Source organism: Paenibacillus sp. OK060, from assembly GCF_900101205.1.
GTDB lineage: Bacteria > Bacillota > Bacilli > Paenibacillales > Paenibacillaceae > Paenibacillus > Paenibacillus marchantiae.
Genome location: NZ_FNFR01000004.1, coordinates 170715 through 191084 on the forward strand (window position 1 = coordinate 170715; position 20370 = coordinate 191084).

Consider the following 20370-nt stretch of genomic DNA (forward strand, 5'->3'; position numbering starts at 1 on the left):
GCGGGCAGGCCAGTTCAGCGTGATACACGCTGCGCTGGCTTGTCCCATTACAGCGTGACCCTACGAAATACCATATTAATGAAAGAAGGATTACAGCCATGATTGAGCTTCACAACGTAACGAAAACATATGCTAACGGCACCAAGGGCCTGAATAATATTAATCTGAAATTTAAACAAGGGGAATTCATTGCCGTAGTTGGTTTGTCTGGTGCGGGAAAATCGACGCTTCTGCGTTCCATTAACCGACTTCATGATATCAGTGACGGTGAGATTTTGATCAATGGCAAGTCGATCACGAAAGCTCATGGCAAGTCACTTCGCATGATTCGCCGGGATATCGGTATGATCTTTCAGAGTTTCAATCTTGTGAAACGTTCCAGTGTGCTTCGTAACGTGCTTGCTGGACGCGTGGGATATCATTCCACGATGCGTACCATTCTGGGCCGTTTTCCCAAAGAAGATACAGAACTCGCATTTGGAGCACTGGAACGGGTAAATATCGCAGAAAAAGCCTATTCCCGTGCTGATCAGCTGTCCGGTGGGCAACAGCAACGTGTGGCCATAGCGCGAGTACTTGCACAGGAAGCCAAAATCATTCTGGCAGACGAGCCTGTCGCTTCACTCGATCCACTAACAACGAAGCAGGTAATGGATGATCTGAAACGCATCAACCAGGATCTTGGTATTACCACGATCGTGAACCTTCACTTTATCGACCTAGCCAGAGAGTATGCGACCCGTATTGTAGGATTGCGTGCCGGCGAAGTGGTGTTTGATGGTCCGGTATCCGAAGCAACGGATGAGCGTTTTGCAGAAATTTATGGCAGACCTATTCTGGCAGACGAGCTGCTGGATAAACAGGCTGTACAGGAACAGCGGGGAGAAGTTCTGGTATGAAGCAACCCGTAGACGTATCGATAGATGGATCATTGCAGAATGAATCAGGAAAGGGAAAGCGTCCTGACACAGGTTCAGGTTCGGCTGTCCATCGTCCCAAACCACCAGGGCGTACCAAACATCTGCTCACGCTAGTGATCATTCTGCTGCTTTTGTGGGCAAGTGCGAGACAGACTGATGCCAGCTTCAGTGAGCTGTTTGAAGGTTTACCCAACATGCTGGATCTGCTGCGTGAGATGTTCCCGCCGCGGTGGACTTACTTTGACAACATCGTTCAGGGCATGCTGGAGACGATCCGTATGGCTCTAATCGGTACAACGATCGGTGCGATCATCGCAATTCCGGTCTCGATTATCTGTGCAGGCAACTTAATGCCTAGCCGTTGGATCTACTATCCAGCGCGTTTTGTACTGAACCTAATCCGTACCGTGCCTGACCTGCTACTTGCGGCGTTGTTCGTTGCTGTGTTTGGACTGGGACCGATTCCTGGTATATTGGCACTCGCTGTATTCTCGGTGGGACTGATTGCCAAGCTGACCTACGAAACGCTGGAAACGATTGATCAGGGACCGCTTGAAGCGATGACGGCTGTCGGCATGAACCGGATTCAACTGATTGTTTATGGCGTGGTGCCACAACTGGCTGCCCAGTTTACTTCCTATGTACTGTATGCCTTTGAGATTAATGTACGTGCCGCTGCAATTCTCGGATTGGTTGGAGCTGGGGGCATCGGACTGTATTATGAAGCAACACTTGGATTCCTGGAATATGACAAAACGAGTGTAATCATTCTGTTTACCCTTGTCATTGTTCTGATCATTGATTATGTAAGTACTAAGCTGCGGGAGAAATTGTTATGATGAAAAATGAAACAAGCGTAATCCGGCGCAAACCACGGAAGAACCCGCTTCGCTGGGTCATTGTAATCTTGCTTATACTTGTGTACGCTTGGGCACTTGCCGGTGTACCGTTCACCGGTTTGAAAGAAACCGCTGGTCAGATCATGAAGGCGATTGTCGCCGGGATTTTCTCCCCGGATTGGGACTTTGTTTATCTGCCTGAGGGTGAAGATTTGCTGCGAGGATTGCTGGATACGCTGGCGATCTCGGTGCTGGGTACCGTCATTTCCGCTGTACTGTGTATCCCGTTTGCATTCTGGTCTGCCCGAAATATGAGCAGCTTCCGTCCTGTATCGGGTACGGGCAAAATGGTGCTCAGCTTTATCCGTACGTTCCCGGAGATTATTATGGCTTTGCTGTTCATCAAGGCGGTGGGTCCGGGTTCCTTCGCGGGTGTACTCGCCCTTGGGCTGCATTCCATCGGGATGCTAGGTAAACTGTTCGCTGACGAAGTGGAAAATATTGATTATGGTCCTTCTGAAGCGTTGCTCGCTTCTGGGGCGACTCGTATGCAGCAGCTGTGGTTTGCTGTACTGCCACAGGTTTTGCCTGGATTCCTTAACTACACGTTGTATCGGTTCGAGATTAATGTGCGTTCCGCAACCATTCTGGGGGTTATCGGGGCAGGGGGGATCGGTACACCGCTGATCTTTGCACTCAGCACACGGAACTGGCCGCGAGTAGGGATTATCCTGCTGGGGATTATCGTGATGATCACGATCATTGATCTGATCTCTGGCTACATTCGCAAGAAGCTGGTATAGAGAAGTAAAGGTAAAGTTTGTTTGCTAATAAAGACGAATAAAATAAAGAACATGATGGATATGTTTCAATCCATTATTGATCTACCGGAAGAGCAGCCCATGCAATAGCAGGTGCTGCTTTTTGTATTTTATAGGAAGTTAATATCAGCAAAATGTTGAGCCTATATGAAATTACTGTTTTAGAAGTAGACTCATCTTATGATACTGTATAGTTATAAATTTAGTAATGGAGGTAAATTGTGAGAAAAAACAATAACGTATTATGGGTGTCTATTTCTATACTTATTTTAATAGTCGCCATGTCTCTCACTGGTTGTTCAAAAATGCAAACAAGAATTAATCTCATGGGAGAGAGTGAACATTGGAGAGGCGAGCTAGATACGACAGTAACAAATGAAAGAGCGGAAAATGGAGAATATACTATATTTTATAAAAAAGATAATTTGGAAGATATTAAAGAATATAAAATTAACATTAATGAAGGAAGAATAATTAGAAAGGAGAGCGATTTAACTTCGAAATCTATAGGGTTCCCTATAACGAGTACAAAAGGTTCAATGGTTAGTAGGAATGAAGACCAAACTATTGTCATTGAGTGGACAGATATGAATGGTAACAATTTTGAAGAGAAACTGATCTTATCAGAAAAATAACCGAAAAAAAACCGAAGCGAGTGCCTGGAGTCCCGGCAAACTTGCTTCGGTTTTTCAATGCTTGGTTAAACGTTAGGCATTCCTTAGTGAGGCCTAGCTTGCTGCTGGCAGAGATACAGTGGATTTCGTTACTTGTACCGTAATCGTTTCAGTGCTTGTCACACCCGCTGCATTGATCAGCTCGGCGCGATACGTGTACGTTCCATTCGCGTGGCCGGATACATCTGTCACAGCGCTTTGTGCATTAGGTGTTACTGCGTTCAGTGCTTTGGTATCGATCAGTTGACCATTCTCATAGAGACGGTATTCTGATGCGTTTGTTCCCCACCACAGATTCATCGTCACTTTGTAGTTGCCGTCCCCATCCCAATTGTCTTGGGAGAGAACTGCTTTGCCAGGGGCAGCATTCGCAACTTGCACCGTGAGTACTTCACTGCGAGTTGTACCCTTGGAGTTCGTCAGCTCAGCTACGTAGGTATAAGTACCGTTAGCTTTACCATTGATCGTTGTTTGGGCCGATTGCGCCGCTGGTGTAGCGTCTGTCAGCTTTTGTGTGTCAATCAGCACGCCATCTTCATACAGCTTATAGCTTGTGCCATTGTCACCCCACCAGAGGTTCATAGTAACGGTATAAGACCCTTCAGAGAGACCGTTGCTGTAACCATTGTTGGATGTAAGCGCCGGCTTACCTGGTGCGCCAACAGCTGGCGTCGAAGGTCCTTCTTCGCCGCCTTCTTCAACGGCTACGAAATCGTTCAAGCTTCTAGGCTTCAGTTGAAATACATCTTTGAAAATAGCGGCAACACCTGTCACGCTGATTTTATCGCCTGCTGCATAAGGGAAGGTCGTTTGCGTTACACCTGTACGTGTATCCACACGTACATGCGTGCTTGTTCCGTCCGCTGCAACTGCATCGAATTCAAACGAACCTACCGGTGTTGCACTGATGATGTTCTGAACAGTTACTTCTTTCAATTGAACGAGTTGACCCTGGTTTGCAGCCGTAACTGCTGGCACTTCAATGGCAGCAGGGATGGAGGCTGTACCCGTTTTCTCGATCGCTACGATATCCGTAAGCTCAAATTCACTGTTGTATAGCGCCGTTGCTGCGGTTACTTTAACCACATCTCCAGCGTGGAAGCCGGCAGTACTTTGGAAAACATAAAGGCCACCGGTGGTGTCTTGAAGATAGAAGGATTGTCCACCAAAAGCACCTGGCTCTGTAGTAACTACACCCTCAACTGTAACCGTTGAACCAGCTGCTTTGGTGCGTGCATCAGCAATGCTGATCGTTGCCGGGATTGGTCCTTCTTCTTCCGGAAGCTGCTCAGCCGGAACATTGCCGACGGTAACTGCAGTCGTGATCAGGTTGCTGCCGTTCAGACGCAGACGCAAGCTGGCAGCGCCCGTTGTACCTGATTTAATGCGGACATTCAGGTCTTTGATTGCGCGACCTTTGCTGTCGGAAGTTACGCTAAAGTTGGAGCTATAACCGTACGAAGTCGGCCATGTACCACCTTCATTCTGAATCATGGCGACCTGTGTTCCGCCAGTCAGGTAAATTCCTGCACTGTAACCGGAAACGGTTGTGTTAGCAGGCATGTTCTCTACAACCACACGGATCTGGAAATCCTCCGCATTAGGCAGGGTTTCCTGCTTCACGATGCTGTAGGAAGCGTTCGCGCTTGAAGCTGGTCCACCATAAGAACCTGCTTTGAACGTGGAACGATCATACCACTTGTATCCTGCAGCTGGTGCAGCCCAAGGTTCAGCCTGTGGTTCTGTGGAAGCAGCAGGTTGTTCGAACGGAAGCAATGCTGTTGCATTATCCAGTTGAAGTCCGTTCACTTGAGTCAAGCTAGTGTAATTTTCTTGATTAGCAAGCCAGTTAACGGTATTGACCAGCAATTTGCCGTCATCAACTTCTTTGAAGCCGTCATACGTTGTTTTGCGAGCGCCAGTCTCTTCGCGAAGATACTTCGGTGAAGCATCTTCAACCGGAGAGGAATCGCCGATAAATGCTGCTTTACCTGCACCCAGCTTGGAAACGGCTACGTAAGGACCTTCCTCAACTCCACCGCCATTGTATACGCCCTGGTCAACAGCGTTCGGCCAAGCGTCATTCGTTTTCGGCAGGTATACAATACCTTTAGCCTTTGTTGGATCGGTGATCGCAAGAGTGGACCCTGCGTGCATGGCTACCGCAGATACACCTTCTGTAATGCCAAATGCCTGTCCAGCAGGCACAATGTTAGTAGCATTAATATCGCCTAATGCGTTGTAACGGAAGCGTACGCCGAAATTATCGGACAGCCAGTCGCTGCTAGTTACATTTTGCATAGCCTCAGAGTTACGCTCCTCTGTGCTCATGCCTTTGGCTGGATCTTCGAATGCGCCACGACGATAGCCGTTAATCGCTTCAGAACCGTCCCAGCGGTTTTTGTTACGGTCAGCATTGTAGTGATCTCCAATGAAGAAGATGCTGCCGCCTTTTTCTACATACTCTTTCAAGGCTGCCTGTTCTGTCGTTTTGAAGGGAACATTGGGTTCAGCAATGACAAACACGTTATATTCTTTCAGATCGTCATAGGTAAAAGGAGTCGTCTTGCGCAGTTCCTTTACATAATATCCATCATTCGCGAGTGCATTGCCGAAGTCTGAGAAGCCTCCGTCAATGACCCAGTCAGCTGCTCCAGCTGTCTGTGCATGAGTATTGTCGAACAATACTTTCTTGCCTGCATTACCGTTAACAACCTTTGCCTGAATGAACGGTGCAGGGTCTGTCGCCCATTCGGCCTGAACCGATGCATCTCCATTCCACAATCCAATCTGAAGCGGCAATGCCATGGACAATGCCAGGAGTGATTTTACCCATACTCCTCGCATACGTGTCAATTTACCCAACCAAATCCCTCCCAAATATTAGTTGAAACATGAGTTCGTCCATATTCTAACACACCAAAATCTCACATAGTCATAACAATTTGTAAAAACGAACTCGACTTTTGTAAAAATGAGTCCTTTGTCATGCTCCATCTAACAAATTTTGATACTTTCTAACATCAGATGTTGATTTCACGTCATTTCTGCTCATGAAAAAAAGCCATCTCTTATGAGATGACTTTGGCCCGAATCCGATTGACAGCATGGAATACTGAGGATTTGATCATGCCTTCACTACGGTTAACGAGCTGGGCGGTTTCTTTGATGCTGTACCCGTGAATCACGCGTAATTCAAGAATTTTGCGATGCTCTGTATTGTTAATGATCGACACAAGGTCGTTAACACCTTCAGAGATCTCCAATTCGGATGTATCACAGTGATACGTCTGCATCTCCAACTTACTGTCCCGCTTCAGTGTACGGGTCCGCTTGCGGAATGTATCCATGGCGAGGTTACGGGCAATTCTTTTGAGGTAGTAGAGAAGTCGTTCTTCCGGAATGTCTGCCGATACATTCATCATTCGAATGAAACACTCCTGCGTGAGATCCTCTGCATCCTGTTGATTTTTGACGATCTGAGATAGATACCGTGTCACTTCTGATTTATAGTTTACATAAGCATCATGAATGGTTGTTTTGTTCACGTGATGTTTTCCCCTTTGGATACCGATCTGGCTTTGTCCGGTCTGGTTTGTTCTCTGTGTTCCAAGTATATCGGGATGATGTTTCCAAAGACGCCAGACTTGTATCCGAGTTGTAACATTTCCGGTGAACCTCTGTTCAATCCAAGAGCAGAGATACAGAATATAAGGCAGATGAAATTCATAGAGCAGGGAGATTAAGATTCATCATGAGACCGAAACAGATTTTGATTATTGAAGACGAAGAGTCCATTCGCGACATCCTATCCTATTCGTTGCGTAAGGAAGGATTTGAGATGACCGAAGCAGCAACAGGCAGAGAGGGCTTGGATCTGCTCAGAGAGTCCAGACCAGACTTGATCCTGCTCGACCTGATGCTGCCGGACATGAGCGGGTTCGATGTATGCAGACAACTTTCCGTGAATTCGAAGATTCCTGTAATTATGATTACGGCGAAGTCCGATATGCTGGACAAGGTGCTCGGCATGGAGCTGGGGGCGGACGATTATATTACCAAGCCATTCGACATTCGTGAGGTGGTTGTGCGCATTCGGGCCATTTTCCGTCGGATTGATCTAATCAGCGAGACGCTGGAGAATCAGTCTTATGAAGTGGTACGGCTTGGCAGACATATTGAGATCCGCAAGGATGAGCGTGAAGTCTGGAAAGATGGGGAACGCGCCGGACTGACCAATAAGGAGTATGATCTGCTCTTATATTTGGTCAACCATCACCGCAAAGTACATACAAGGTCCGAGTTGCTGGATAAAGTGTGGGGATTTGATTTTCCCGGAGATACCCGGACGGTAGACATTCATATTCAGCGTATCCGCAAGAAGCTGGATAGCGGGGAGCAGGGGATTTCACTTATTGAGACGGTCTTCGGCGTGGGTTACAAACTGAATATTCAGGTGCATACATGAAGTGGACGATCCAGTTCAAAATGGTCGTTCTTTTCTCGGTCATCGTATTTATTGGTTTTTCGGCCTTGCTCATTATTTCGAATAAAGTGGGTGAGGAGAACATGTACAGGGAAGTGCAGGAAGACATGGTGCAATCCAAAAAAAATCTGGATATCGCGCTCAATCAATACTTCCTGATTCATAATAAACGGATTAGTGAGGACTCCCTGGGAACAGGGAATCGGGACCTCGCAGAACAGATCGGCTCCGCAGTAGGCGGCAAGGTCATAGTCTATCGGTCTGATGGAACTCTCTTTAGCAGCACGGGTGCGAAGGCGAAGCTGGCTGCTGCTCAAACCTCTGATCTACAGGCTGCCATGAAATCAAAGATCGCCTATACAACCGTGGTGGACAAAGGCAGAGTAACAGGGAATCTGTCTTTCCCTGTGCTGTCGGAGGGGAGCATCCTTGGCATTATCCAGCTGGAAAGGGATTATACGGATCTGTTCAAACGGCATCTGCGATTTCAGAACACCATCAAGGGCTTTGCAGCCGTCATTTTTGTGTTTGTTTTCATTGGATCTGTCTTTATTTCACGCCAGATTACGAAGCCGATTCGTGTGCTGACAAAACGTTCAGCCGAAGTTGCACAAGGCAGCCTGAATGCAGACATCCAGATCTCCACGAAGGATGAGATTGGAGAGCTGGCTTCCAGCTTTACCGTCATGATTGCTCGGGTAAAGGAGCAGATTGACGTGATTGAGAGAGAACGGGATGAGGTCAAGCATTTACAGGCACGCAACAAGGTTTTTTTTGACAATGTGACGCATGAATTAAAGACACCGCTGACCACGATACTGGGGTATGCCCAGATTCTACGGGATAATGGATTTACGGATCAAGCATTCTTCGATAAAGGGTTGAAATATATTATCAACGAGAGCCAACGCCTCAACGTCATGGTTGCGGATATCCTTGAAGTGACCGTATCGTCCACACCGATTCAGACCTTCCGTTTTGAGCGGGTGAATGTATCGAATATTATTCGGGAAGCCTGCGAAGACATGTCCATCAAGGCGGGCAAGTACAATATTGGCATTCGCTATGAGCTGGAAGAATTGCTGTATGTCCAGGGGGACTGGAATAAGCTCAAGGAAGTTTTTTTGAATGTGCTGGATAACTCGGTCAAATACGGGAATGTGAATTCCATCATTCAGGTCCAATCGTTTCGGCTGGGGGATTCGGTAGCCATACTGATTCGTGATGAAGGAGAAGGCATTCCGGAGGAAGCGCTGAAGCATGTATTTGAACCCTTTTACCGGGATAACGGGATGAACAGGACAGAGAAGGGAAGCGCGGGGCTGGGCTTGTCAATTGTGAAAAACACGGTGGAGCAGCATGGGGGAACGGTGGAGATGAAGAGTATATTAAACAAGGGAACACAGGTGAATATCAGTCTGCCTGGAGAATCGGACGTATGAAGAAACGAGGATTTTGGAGCAGATATCGCGATATGCTTATGTTATCCGGTTTGCTGATTGTATTTGTCGGAGGTATCTTTGGCATTGGTAGTCTGTTCAGCATTGGACATGGGAAGCCCAGGACCGTCATTCTGCCGGATAAACAGTTCAACAGCCGCCTCGCCCCACCGCCAAGCAGCACCATTCAGATTGAGTCGGCTACCAAGCTGCCCAATGACTTTGCCATTTATGATTTTGAGGTAGCTGATCCCAACACGGTCATATTGAATCGGCCGGATCGTTCCTATACCGGGATCAAGCTGTCGCAGCTGCATATGGATGATAATCTCTTGAAGGACATCGCCACGAATACAGAGTATGGGATTACTTTGAGTCCGGATCAGAGCAAGCTAATTTATTCACAGTACCGATCGACTCAGGCGCAGAAGACAACCTATGAATATGATTTGAAAACAGGAGAACATCTCAAGCTGAAGAATGACAACTCCTATTCACGCGTCTTTGTAGGTAATGAATCCTACATCGGATATGATGACCTGGTGTTCAACATGGTGGAGCTAAAGTCAGGAAAGAAACATGAATTGTACAGTTATGATGAGTTAGTTGCCAAGGTCGCAAAGACGAGCAACATTTCCAGTCCGGATGATACCCTGATTATGCTGGATTCATATGAGATTAGCCGGGATTTATCACGGGTGTATGTGCTGGTTAAATTGAAAGAAAATTACGCCGTCTATAGCTTCTCTCTGAACGACAAAAATGATATCACTGCCTACACCCCTGCCCAGGATATACAGCAGTTTAAGGTTTTGAAGAATGGGGACATGCTGATTCAGGGCATGATCAACAACGAACAGGGATTGTACAGATATCGAGTGGATACCAAGAAGTTTGAGCTGCTGGTCAAAGGGCCTATCTGGAGCTTCGATCTGGATGAGGAGGAGTCCCGCATTGCCTATTTTTTGACACTCGAAGGACAGAAGAATGAGGTGCACATTGCTTACCTGAATGACCGCAAGCTGGGGTCCGATACGGTTGTTTACCGGAATATCGATTACTTTATCAAGTTGAAATGGAATGACAGCAATCTCTTTGTTGTCGGGAGCTCCATGGAAAAAAGCGAGTTATACCGGTTTAGCTTCCGTGCTTGGTAAAGATGTGAATATGAAAGCTCAGAAATTAGGCCCTATGGAATGAAGTCGCTATGTTAAGGACTGAACCCATAGGGTCTTTTTGTGATTTGAACATGTTGCATAAATCCAAAGAAGGCCATTCGATCCAATGGTGTAAAAGGCTGATTTTACAAATTGGATACAAGTCCAGATTGGACCGATACATCTGATGGCTATAATTACCTCTATTACATCGATGAGAGGAAGCCGGATTCATGCTGCGAGTTGAACAGGTATCACACACGTTCCGCAATGCACAAGGGATTGTTCCCGTATTGCAGGACATTAACATATCCGTGGGTAAGGGTGAGATGGTTGCACTGCTGGGAAGCTCCGGTTCAGGCAAATCGACGTTATTGCATCTGATGGCAGGTCTGATGAAGCCGGACACAGGCAAGATCCTTATTGCAGATCAGGATATTGTGCGTATGAGTGAGAACCGACTGGCGGAATTCCGCCGGACACATATTGGCTTTATTTTTCAGGCGTATGAGCTGCTGGCGAACCTGACAATTCGGGAAAATGTGGAGCTGCCGCTCGTATTTCAGGGCATTCGCCCATCACGGCGTAAGCAAAAGGCGATGCACCTGCTGGAACAGGTTGGCCTTGTCGGCAAGTCCGAATTATTCCCTTCCCAGCTATCAGGAGGGCAGCAGCAGCGCGTCAGCATTGCGCGTTCACTGATTACGGAGCCGTCCGTCATATTCGCGGACGAGCCTACCGGGAACCTGGATACCCGAACGGAGGAAGAGATCATTTCCATTTTGCAACAGCTGAATCGGGAGATGCATACAACATTCGTTATTGTCACGCATGAGGCTGAAGTGGCGGAGCAGATGCAGGTTGTCATTACATTGCAGGACGGATGCTTGGTGGAGAGCGGCCAGTCCAAGGCAGTAGAGCAAGGAGAGCGGTTGTGAGAGTTCTGGATGTGTTGCGAATGTCATGGGGACAGATTGTGCGCAGAAAGGTGGTTACTCTTCTGTGCATGATTGGCCTGTCCATCGGCTGTGCGGCCATGATTATCGCATTAAGTGTGGGGCAGTCGGTACAGGTCTATGGTGAGAAAACGTTAAACGAGAATTACAAAATGGATGAGATTACAGTATCCCCCAATGAGGGAATCGGTTCGAGCGGAAGCAATGGGCAGACGTCCACCTTCGAACGAGGAGCGCTGACGGCTCGAAAAATCGATATTATTGCCAGCCTTCCGCATGTCGTCGCCGTTGCTCCGATGCTGAAGCTGGATATGCTGGAGATGGCTACATTGGATGGCAAAAGCTCCAATGTGGAAGTTATCGGTACAGAGCTTGGATCATTGAGCCGTTTCGGCTACCGTTTTGACAAAGGCGGGGCATCAGGGATCAGCGGAGCCGCTATTGTGAATTACGGTGCAACCTTCGGACTTGTGGACGCCGAGGTGATCCGCGAACTGAACAACAAGCTCATGGAGGATTCGTTTAATGACGAGTTTCTACAGCAATACATGGCGTTGATGTCAACCAAAACCGAATTGTTTCAGGCACAGTTTAACCTGAAATATCAGGACATGAATGATTCATCCAAAGCCAAAACAAGCTCGCCTTTGCGAGTGACGGGTGTACTGAAGGTGCCTGGCGGCATGAGTGAGAACAATGCCATGTATGACAAAAAGGTCTATGTTTCCCTCGAAACCGCCCGAATGCTCGCTGAACAGTTCCAGAGCAGTCAGGCACAGGCCGCAGCAGCAGGACGGTTGAACTCGGCGCTCGTGAAGGTAGAGGACAAGAAGTATGTGGCACAGGTGCAGGAGCAGATTCAGAAGCTGACGCTGATGACAGACAGCAATCTGTATCAGGAGCAGGCGATGAAGGAACAGCTTGGCATGTACCAGAAGGCCGCTATGGGCATAGGGATATTCGTTATGCTGCTAGCTTCTCTATCCATTATCGTTGCGATGATCATGTCCACACATCAGCGCCGCAAACAGATTGGCGTCATGAAGGTGCTGGGAGCCAATCTGTGGCAGATCAGGCAGATGTTCATTACTGAAGCTGCTGTACTTGGAGTGTTGGGCGGCATTGTTGGTGTCTTCATCGCTTACGGAGCCATTCAGGGGGTAAATGGACTACTCCAAGGACAAATCTCGATGGAGGCAAGCACACCTCTCCAAGTGGTTATTGAGACGTCGGCCCTGCCTGCTGGTATAGCGTTTGCGGTGTTGACCGGAGTACTCTCGGGAATCTATCCGGCGATTAGCGCCTCGCGTACAAATGCGTTGCAGGTAATTAAATCGGCATAAATATAAAGCAGAGATACAGGAAAGCACAGTTTAGGGATTTAAGGATTTAACAGACGGAAATCACCAGACAGATTCAATGAAGGGACATACGGCAATGAAGAATTCGGCAATAGGCAAATGGATAAAGAGAATCATCATGATCGGACTGCTCGCAGGCGCTGGATATTTTCTGTACCAGCAATATAAACCGGTACCCGAAGCGCCCATCGAGGCTCCGCAGCCCATTACATTTGGAGTCACACAGGAGACGATCACGCAGGAAATTCAGGTCAAAGGCAAGTCGGCTTATGCCAAACAGACGGATGTGTACGCTCCTTTTGCCTCGAAGATAAAGCAGTGGAATGTGGAGAATGGGGAGCCCATTCACAAGGGAGCCGTCATGTTCTCGCTTGATTCGAAAGCATTGCAGACGGAAGTGCAGCAGTTGGAGACCGATATTGAGAAATCGAGGCTGGAAGCTCAATTGAATGAGATTGGTCTTACTCAGGGAGAGGGTCCCGAGCAATTGGGGGTTACTGAAGAAGAACGGAAGAAAGCCTTCGCCGAGCGGGAAACCAAGCGACTGAGCAACGAAATGAACAAGGAATCCATCGCCGTAAAGGAGCAGGAGGTTCAGGCCAAGAAAGCGGTCATGGGTTTATCCACCGTGTACGCGCCTGTATCCGGTGTGTTTCTGATGAACGATACGGAGACCAAGACACGTATGGTGAGCGAAGGTCAGTATGTGGGTACCATTGTGGACACAGGCAAATTACAATTTGTGGCGGCCATTAGCGAGCAGGAGCTATTCAAAATCCAAACAGGCATGCCTGTAAGTGTACATATGACGGGAAACAAGGAGGTTCCGTTAACCGGAAAGGTCATCAAAATCTCCCAGTTTGCCAAAAAGGGAACGGAAACAGATCTGAAGCAGCCTTCCCAATTCGATATTGTCATTGATTTGAAGCCAAACGCCAAGCTGATCGGTGGATTAAGTCTGGAGGGCAAGATTGAAACGCTGCGCAAGGAGAAAGCGACGGTCGTTCCCACGCTGGCGGTCATGCGAGATCAGGATACGGCATATGTGATGCTGGATCAGGGCAACGGGCAATATGTACAGCAGACGATTCAAACAGGCATCGAGACAGATGACAAGACTGAAGTATTGAACGGCTTGAAACCAGGAGATATTGTTGTGCTTCCATAAAAAAATAGCATGAGAATATGCTATGTCAATTAGCTCATTACGGGGAATAAGCCCGTGATGGGCCTTTTTTATGGCTTGGGGAGGCACATCTCAGAATTCCTGCCTGATTTATGGAATTAAATATAATAATTTTTAATAAATTCAATTTACAGTAATATTTACATGGGTTATAATCGATTCATAAGGAGGTGGACACGCGATGTGAGGTTTGTATCGAGGGTAAGCCTTTTTTTAAAACCTCTAAAAGTAAGCGCTTACTTAACTTGAGTCTGAGCAATGCCTTGAAATCCGTTCACCAAAGATCACCCGCACACACCTACAGATGTTATCCCCCTTGCTTTGTCCCTTAACCTCAGTGTAAGACACCATTTCTGTTTCTTGTTTCACACCTTATTGTTGTTGACCTGGATTGTCCCAATTGAACTACATTCATGGAGGTGAAGTCCCTACAGCTCATCCATACGTTCTCTACCGTGCATAGCATCTTGCCGACACAGAGGATCAGACATGAGTATATACCCAATCCAAGTACAGGAAAGGTGGAACCCTAATGACTAAATCGAAAACCTTATCGAAAGGCGGAAAGGTGCTTCGCAGAAGTGTAAAACAAATGCTGGCAGCAACGCTGCTCGCGGCGGGCATTTTCCCGGGCATGGCTCCAGGAGTGAGTCAGGCAGCTGAAGCGCATGTGGATAATCCGTTTGTCGGAGCTACGTCGTATTTAAACCAGGATTATTCCGCTCTCGTGGATACGTCCATTGCTCTAACCAGTGATGCAGCGTTAAAAGCCAAGATGGAAACGGTGAAATCCTATCCAACGGCAGTCTGGATCGACCGTATTGCTGCCATTAATGGTGGAACAGACAATGCCGGACGCAAAAGTGTGGAGCAGCATCTGGATGCCGCCTTGGCACAAAAGAAGTCAGGTACTCCAATTACCGCTTCATTCGTTATCTACAACTTACCTGGGCGGGATTGTCATGCCCTTGCATCCAATGGTGAACTTCCACTAACACAGGCGGCCCTACAGACGTATAAAAATGATTATATCAATGTAATTGCCGATATTTTTGCAAAGCCCAAGTATCAGGACATTCGCATCATCGCCATCATTGAGCCAGACAGTCTGCCCAATCTGGTAACTAATCTCAGTACACCAGCTTGTGCCCAAGCGAGTTCAACAGGAATCTATGAAGCTGGCGTGAAATACGCATTGGAAAAGCTGCATGCTATTCCGAATGTGTACAACTACCTGGATATTGGTCACTCCGGCTGGCTTGGTTGGGATAACAACCGTAAAGGCGCAATCTCGCTGTATACCAGCGTTGTCCAAGGAACAGCAGCAGGTCTGAATAGCGCCGATGGCTTCATTACGAACACAGCGAATAGCACACCGCTGAATGAACCGAATCTGCCTAATCCCGATCTGAACATCGGCGGACAACCGATCAAGTCTTCCAAGTTTTATGAGTGGAACCCTTACTTTGACGAAACCGATTTCACTGCGGCACTGTATAGCGGATTTGTACAAGCTGGCTGGCCGGCCAGCACGGGCTTCCTCATTGATACCAGCCGTAATGGATGGGGCGGGGTGAATCGTCCAACGTCTGCCACAGGCAGTGATATTAACACGTACGTGAACTCCGGGCGTGTGGATAAGCGCGATCACCGGGGGAACTGGTGTAATAACAGTGGAGCAGGCATAGGTGAAGCTCCTAAAGCAGCACCAGGACCAGCCCATCTGGATGCCTATGTATGGGTCAAACCTCCAGGGGAGTCTGATGGCTCCAGCTCGGAAATTCCGAACAACGAAGGAAAAGGCTTCGACCGGATGTGTGATCCAACCTTTACAACTCGTGATGGTGTATTGACGGGTGCACTGCCTAACGCACCAGTGTCAGGTCACTGGTTCCATGACCAATTCGTCATGCTGGTGCAAAACTCATTCCCTGTTCTTCCAGCCAGCAATGGTGGAGGGGGTGGAACGACAGCTCCAGCAGCTCCGGCAACACTGTCTGCGACAGCAGGCAACGCACAGGTTTCCCTGAGCTGGACAGCCTCCACAGGTGCGACTAGTTATAACGTGAAACGGGCGTTGAGTGCGTCGGGTCCATTCACTACGGTTGCTGCGGGCGTGACAGGCACATCGTATGCCAACACAGGTCTGATCAATGGTACAACCTACTATTATGTGGTTAGTGCCGTGAATGCTGCGGGTGAGAGTGTGAATTCGGCTGTAAAAAGTGCGGTACCAGTAGCAGGTGTGACTGCCCCTGCTGCACCAACAGCGCTGACAGCTACGGCAGGCAATGCTCAAATCAGCTTGACCTGGGCGGCTTCGGCAGGAGCGACAGGTTATAACGTGAAACGGGCGTTGAGTGCATCGGGTCCATTCACTACGGTTGCTGCCAATGTGAGCGGCACATCCTACACCAATACGGGTCTGACCAATGGAACGACCTATCATTATGTGGTTAGTGCCGTGAACGCTGCCGGGGAAAGTGTCAATTCTGCCGCAGCTTCTGCAACACCGCAAAGTGTAGTTGTCCCGACCAGTGACCTGGTTCTGCAATATCGTGCGGGAGATACCAACGCGGCAGATAACCAAATCAAACCGTATTTCAACATCAAAAACGTAGGTAACACGGCTGTAAATCTGAGTGATCTGAAAATCCGTTATTACTTCTCCAAAGAAGGTACCGCAGCGATGGACTCTGCTATCGATTACGCTCAGGTTGGCGGAGCCAACATCCAGCGTACGTTCACTGATTCCTATGTGGAACTGAGCTTCACTTCTGGAGCAGGCGCGATCCAGGCAGGTGGACAATCCGGAGATATCCAGCTCCGCATGTACAAAACGGACTGGAGCAACTTAGATGAAACCAATGATTATTCCTACGATCCAACCAAAACATCCTATCAGGACTGGAACAAGGTGACCCTCTACAAAGGCGGTACCCTGGTCTGGGGCATTGAGCCTTAAAAGGGTGGCCAGATGATGGCCGAAGTGTTCAGTAATTAAGGCGAGTAAGATGATCTGATGCAGTGAAGGTCATAAGGGCGTTTCCAGCCCAACATAAAGTAGGGGCGTTTCGAAGTCATGTTCATGACCTTGGAACGCCCTTGCTGTTATTTTCAGCTTCACGTATCAACTGTTAATAGCTATGCACCAACTCTCATGGAGAGGGGCTTCAAAATCAGAGAGAGTAAGAGTGGAACGGGATAAGTTTTTTCTTGTAATGACTTCATCTTCATAATCATAGCCAAACCAGAGATGCCAGATTTCCAAATTTATTTCTTTATTAAGTGTAGTAACATAATTATATAATTCTTTCGTTAGATCTATTGGAGGAACATCAAATTTATAAATATGATTGAGATTAGTATATTTGCTCATGATTTTTAAAGCATATGAAGCACTTTCTATGTGAAAATGATTAGACGCTACCGGATCACCATAAAGAACCTTTGCATGTTCATTCATTTCTTTCCAAGGAATCAGGCCATCCGGAACATTCATACGAATCATATCCCCTACAGTTAAAATCTCTTGTCCTCTAAGTTTGATCTCGGGAATTGGACGATCTGCTGCTATGTAGAATTCGAAACTCATCTTCAATCACCCTGCCTTCATAAGGTACTCTTATATTATTGCATACAAGGGAATATTTTGAATATAAAATAACCGAAACGGCTGCTCCGCTGAACCGAAAGTAATATTTTCACATTAATCCTTCCTGAACAACACTGATTATTGATCGTTTTGGACGGATATTTGCCTATGTAAGCAGCAGGCAGGATGTCTATAATAATACCCGATGGGCAGGATGAAGCTGCTCTGATTGATGACAAAATGGAAAGGGGAGAGTCGAGAGAATCAGTATAGGAGGAAGCTTTTCTCTTGCACTTTTTGTAAGCGCATTCAGTAAAATTTGAAGGATATGAACGTCTGTATGGATTGACGGATGTCGCAACGATCAAGCACAGCCATAAGCATCACCCATTCTGTCTCAAGGAGAGTGAAGGTCGATGAAATCCAAAACATTAGCGCCGATACATAAAGGATCGGTTTCAGGTATGTACTCCAATCGCAGGAAGGTGCGTATGCCACTTGCAGCCAAAATGCTGTCTTCGGCACTAAGCGTTGCTTTGCTCGTTGCGGGAACAGCGGGTGCGAGCGGAGCAGCAGCTTCCAGTGAGAACAGCGCGGCAGAGGCCAGCGTGCAGTCACACAAGGGAGGGAGTTCTTTGAAAGAAATTCAGCTTGAGTATCTTGATCGCGGTCTGGTTGCGGCGTCTACTTCCGAGGGTGTTTTTCTCAGTTGGAGGTTGCTTGGTGACGAGGCCACAGGTTATAGCGATAAAGGTCTGACAGGCACGGATTTCAATGTATATCGGGATGGCAAGAAGATTGCTACGGTCACCGACAGCACCAACTATCTTGATGCCGCAGGCAAATCGTCGTCCCGTTATGAAGTGGCAGCGGTAAGCAAGAAGGGCAAGGAGAGTAAACACAGTGCATCCGTCAAACCTTGGGCGAACGGCTACGTCGATATTCCTTTGCAAAAACCGGACGATGGTGTGACGCCAGTGGGAGAAGCCTACTCGTATTCTGCGAATGACATGAGTGTGGGCGATGTGGACGGGGACGGTCAGTATGAGTTTTTTGTAAAATGGGACCCTTCTAACTCCAAGGATGTCTCGCAAAAAGGCTACACCGGTAAAACGTACGTGGATTGTTACACGCTGGACGGACAATTGTTGTACCGGATCGATCTCGGGGTTAACATCCGTTCGGGTGCTCATTATACACAGATGCTCGTTTATGATTTTGACGGGGATGGCAAGGCCGAGATGATGTTCAAGACTGCACCAGGAACCAAGATCATCCAATATAACAAAAAAGGAAAGGTCACTTCCGAAAAATACATCACCCTTCCGAAGCAGGATCGTAAGGCAGGATACTCCAACGAAGATGATTACCGTTTAAGTGCAGATGGCTACTATGATCATGTCGTGGATATGTTCAAAAACTGGCATAAACATGAAGAGGTCGTGAAGGGCAACTGGCCTGCTACGTTGGAGGAAGCTTTTGGGATTGAGAAAAAGTATAGTTATCCATTGTCTCAGAAGGATGCTGAGAGCTTGGCAGATTACTTCATTGATGTGTATGCACCAAGCCGCAGTGACAAGAATGAGCTGCGCAAGTTCGAAGGTTTTATCGTCGATGGACCTGAGTATGTAACGGTGTTCGAAGGAGAGTCGGGCAAAGAGCTGGAGACCATTCCTTATGAGCCGGGACGGCAGGACGATGGGTTGATGTGGGGCGATTACGCAATGGCGCGTATTGAACCAGCGAACCGGGTAGATCGTTTCCTGGCAGGCGTGGCATATCTAGATGGAAAGAAACCGTCTGCGATCTTTGCACGCGGGTACTACACACGTTCGACCATGGTCGCCTACAACTGGGATGGCAAAAAGCTCAAGCGTGAATGGAAAGTGGACAGTGGCTGGACGCCAATGAAGAACCCGTTCAATGACGGTCCGCATGGAGTGGACGGTACAGATCCGGTGTATGGCTCAATTACAACACAAGGCGCGCACTATTTCAGTGTCGCTGATGTGGATGGAGACGGTAAACAGGAGATTGTGTACGGCTCGGCCACGATTGATCATGATGGCAGTGTGTTGTACAGCTCCAAGGACCTGATGCCAGCGGAGAGTGCTGCTCCGGGAACGATTGCACGTCTGGGGCATGGGGATGCGCTTCATGTAGCGGATATTGATCCGGATCGTCCGGGGCTGGAGATCTTCATGGTGCATGAGGGTGGCCCTTGGGCACCATACGGATATTCCCTGCGGGATGCGAAGACTGGGGAAGTGATCTATGGCGGGTACACGGGCAAAGATACCGGACGTGGCATGATCGGTGATGTGGACCCGACTCGTCGTGGATTGGAGACATGGGCTGTGGGATTGTGGACAGCCAGCGGTGAGAAAATAACCGATAAAGCCCCTGGTACCAATATGAATATTCGCTGGGCCGCTGATATGACAACTCAAATCGTGGATGGTGCCATTAATGTCACGCCTACGATTAAGGATTGGAATCGGGGCACGCTGCTGACCGCGAACGGCACGTTGACCAACAATTATACCAAGGGTACGCCATCTCTCGTAGCGGATATCTTCGGGGACTGGCGGGAAGAGATGCTGGTGAGAACCGAGGACAGCTCGGCGATCCGCATCTACCTGAGCACCGAGAAGACTGACCGTAAACTGTACACGCTGATGCACGATGCGATGTATCGTGTCGGCATTGCTGGACAGAACAGTGGATACAATCAGCCGTCCTACCCATCCTTCTACATGGCATCGGATATCGACTGGTCGAAGGTTACGCTGCCGAAGTTCCACACGCCCAAGTCGGGTAAGGGTGAAAAGTGAGATTTGAGAAGTGTCCCAATCCTCAGATGATCATATGATGGTTGGGGTTTGAGGACGTAATACCAGTATGTTGATACTGTTGAACGTATTTGGAAAACCTAA

15 protein-coding genes are annotated in these 20370 nt (G+C 48.0%); 12 read left to right on the forward strand and 3 right to left on the reverse strand.

All coding sequences use genetic code 11. The features are described from left to right. Positions 1-98: 98 nt before the first annotated feature. The 4 genes from phnC (at position 99) to BLS14_RS15990 (ending at position 3215) form a co-directional block, all read left to right on the forward strand. Complete coding sequence (phnC, locus tag BLS14_RS15975; protein WP_063565947.1) at positions 99-899, forward strand: phosphonate ABC transporter ATP-binding protein; 801 nt, start codon at positions 99-101, stop codon at positions 897-899. Beyond that, the gene (gene phnE / locus BLS14_RS15980; RefSeq protein ID WP_083584827.1) at positions 896-1759 is read left to right on the forward strand and encodes a phosphonate ABC transporter, permease protein PhnE; all 864 of its coding nucleotides are present in this window, start codon (positions 896-898) and stop codon (positions 1757-1759) included. The genes phnC and phnE (BLS14_RS15980) overlap by 4 nt, the downstream gene beginning before the upstream one ends. Further along, positions 1756-2562: a phosphonate ABC transporter, permease protein PhnE gene (gene phnE / locus BLS14_RS15985; RefSeq protein ID WP_063565946.1), complete on the forward strand. Its 807-nt coding sequence runs from the start codon at positions 1756-1758 to the stop codon at positions 2560-2562. The genes phnE (BLS14_RS15980) and phnE (BLS14_RS15985) overlap by 4 nt, the downstream gene beginning before the upstream one ends. Positions 2563-2801: 239 nt before the next feature. Beyond that, a complete protein-coding gene (locus BLS14_RS15990) occupies positions 2802-3215 on the forward strand; it encodes a hypothetical protein (RefSeq protein ID WP_090952865.1) in 414 nt (137 codons plus the stop codon). 93 nt (positions 3216-3308) lie between these two features. Here BLS14_RS15990 and BLS14_RS15995 read toward each other — a convergent pair whose 3' ends face one another. Both BLS14_RS15995 and BLS14_RS16000 read right to left on the reverse strand, forming a co-directional pair. After that, positions 3309-6119 carry a chitinase N-terminal domain-containing protein gene (locus BLS14_RS15995; RefSeq protein ID WP_371121644.1) on the reverse strand — a complete coding sequence of 937 codons (2811 nt, stop codon included), beginning with the start codon at positions 6117-6119 and terminating at the stop codon, positions 3309-3311. A 206-nt stretch (positions 6120-6325) separates the two neighbouring features. After that, positions 6326-6802: an RNA polymerase sigma factor gene (locus BLS14_RS16000; RefSeq protein WP_063565944.1), complete on the reverse strand. Its 477-nt coding sequence runs from the start codon at positions 6800-6802 to the stop codon at positions 6326-6328. A gap of 206 nt (positions 6803-7008) precedes the next feature. On the opposite strand from BLS14_RS16000, the gene BLS14_RS16005 reads away from it, so the two are divergent. The 7 genes from BLS14_RS16005 (at position 7009) to BLS14_RS16035 (ending at position 16804) form a co-directional block, all read left to right on the forward strand. Continuing rightward, the gene (locus BLS14_RS16005; RefSeq protein WP_024628875.1) at positions 7009-7722 is read left to right on the forward strand and encodes a response regulator transcription factor; all 714 of its coding nucleotides are present in this window, start codon (positions 7009-7011) and stop codon (positions 7720-7722) included. Beyond that, the gene (locus BLS14_RS16010; RefSeq protein ID WP_090952869.1) at positions 7719-9182 is read left to right on the forward strand and encodes a sensor histidine kinase; all 1464 of its coding nucleotides are present in this window, start codon (positions 7719-7721) and stop codon (positions 9180-9182) included. Before BLS14_RS16005 ends, BLS14_RS16010 begins: the two co-directional genes overlap by 4 nt. Next, positions 9179-10336 carry a hypothetical protein gene (locus tag BLS14_RS16015; protein ID WP_090952870.1) on the forward strand — a complete coding sequence of 386 codons (1158 nt, stop codon included), beginning with the start codon at positions 9179-9181 and terminating at the stop codon, positions 10334-10336. Before BLS14_RS16010 ends, BLS14_RS16015 begins: the two co-directional genes overlap by 4 nt. A 233-nt stretch (positions 10337-10569) precedes the next feature. Beyond that, entirely contained in the window at positions 10570-11274 is a 705-nt protein-coding gene (locus BLS14_RS16020) for an ABC transporter ATP-binding protein (protein ID WP_063565941.1), read from the forward strand. Then, a complete protein-coding gene (locus BLS14_RS16025) occupies positions 11271-12635 on the forward strand; it encodes an ABC transporter permease (RefSeq protein WP_090952872.1) in 1365 nt (454 codons plus the stop codon). The genes BLS14_RS16020 and BLS14_RS16025 overlap by 4 nt, the downstream gene beginning before the upstream one ends. 136 nt (positions 12636-12771) lie before the next feature. Further along, positions 12772-13821: an efflux RND transporter periplasmic adaptor subunit gene (locus tag BLS14_RS16030; protein ID WP_176854546.1), complete on the forward strand. Its 1050-nt coding sequence runs from the start codon at positions 12772-12774 to the stop codon at positions 13819-13821. Positions 13822-14371: 550 nt separating this feature from the next. Next, positions 14372-16804, forward strand: coding sequence for a glycoside hydrolase family 6 protein (locus BLS14_RS16035; protein ID WP_090952876.1), 2433 nt, complete (start codon positions 14372-14374; stop codon positions 16802-16804). A 165-nt stretch (positions 16805-16969) separates the two neighbouring features. On the opposite strand, the gene BLS14_RS16040 is transcribed toward BLS14_RS16035, so the two are convergent. Next, positions 16970-17434, reverse strand: a complete 465-nt coding sequence (locus tag BLS14_RS16040) for a hypothetical protein (RefSeq protein ID WP_090952878.1) — start codon at positions 17432-17434, stop codon at positions 16970-16972. A gap of 491 nt (positions 17435-17925) precedes the next feature. Between BLS14_RS16040 and BLS14_RS16045 the strand changes: the two genes are divergently transcribed. Continuing rightward, complete coding sequence (locus tag BLS14_RS16045) at positions 17926-20268, forward strand: rhamnogalacturonan lyase (protein ID WP_090953354.1); 2343 nt, start codon at positions 17926-17928, stop codon at positions 20266-20268. Positions 20269-20370 lie beyond the last annotated feature (102 nt).

Coding starts and splice junctions, on each gene's coding strand:
- BLS14_RS16005 (WP_024628875.1), top strand. CDS start 7,009: ATGAGACCGAAACAGATTTTGATTATTGAAGACGAAGAGTCCATTCGC.
- phnC (WP_063565947.1), top strand. CDS start 99: ATGATTGAGCTTCACAACGTAACGAAAACATATGCTAACGGCACCAAG.
- BLS14_RS16045 (WP_090953354.1), top strand. CDS start 17,926: ATGCCACTTGCAGCCAAAATGCTGTCTTCGGCACTAAGCGTTGCTTTG.
- BLS14_RS16030 (WP_176854546.1), top strand. CDS start 12,772: ATGATCGGACTGCTCGCAGGCGCTGGATATTTTCTGTACCAGCAATAT.
- BLS14_RS16035 (WP_090952876.1), top strand. CDS start 14,372: ATGACTAAATCGAAAACCTTATCGAAAGGCGGAAAGGTGCTTCGCAGA.
- BLS14_RS16015 (WP_090952870.1), top strand. CDS start 9,179: ATGAAGAAACGAGGATTTTGGAGCAGATATCGCGATATGCTTATGTTA.
- phnE (WP_083584827.1), top strand. CDS start 896: ATGAAGCAACCCGTAGACGTATCGATAGATGGATCATTGCAGAATGAA.
- phnE (WP_063565946.1), top strand. CDS start 1,756: ATGATGAAAAATGAAACAAGCGTAATCCGGCGCAAACCACGGAAGAAC.
- BLS14_RS16010 (WP_090952869.1), top strand. CDS start 7,719: ATGAAGTGGACGATCCAGTTCAAAATGGTCGTTCTTTTCTCGGTCATC.
- BLS14_RS16020 (WP_063565941.1), top strand. CDS start 10,570: ATGCTGCGAGTTGAACAGGTATCACACACGTTCCGCAATGCACAAGGG.
- BLS14_RS16040 (WP_090952878.1), bottom strand. CDS start 17,434: ATGAGTTTCGAATTCTACATAGCAGCAGATCGTCCAATTCCCGAGATC.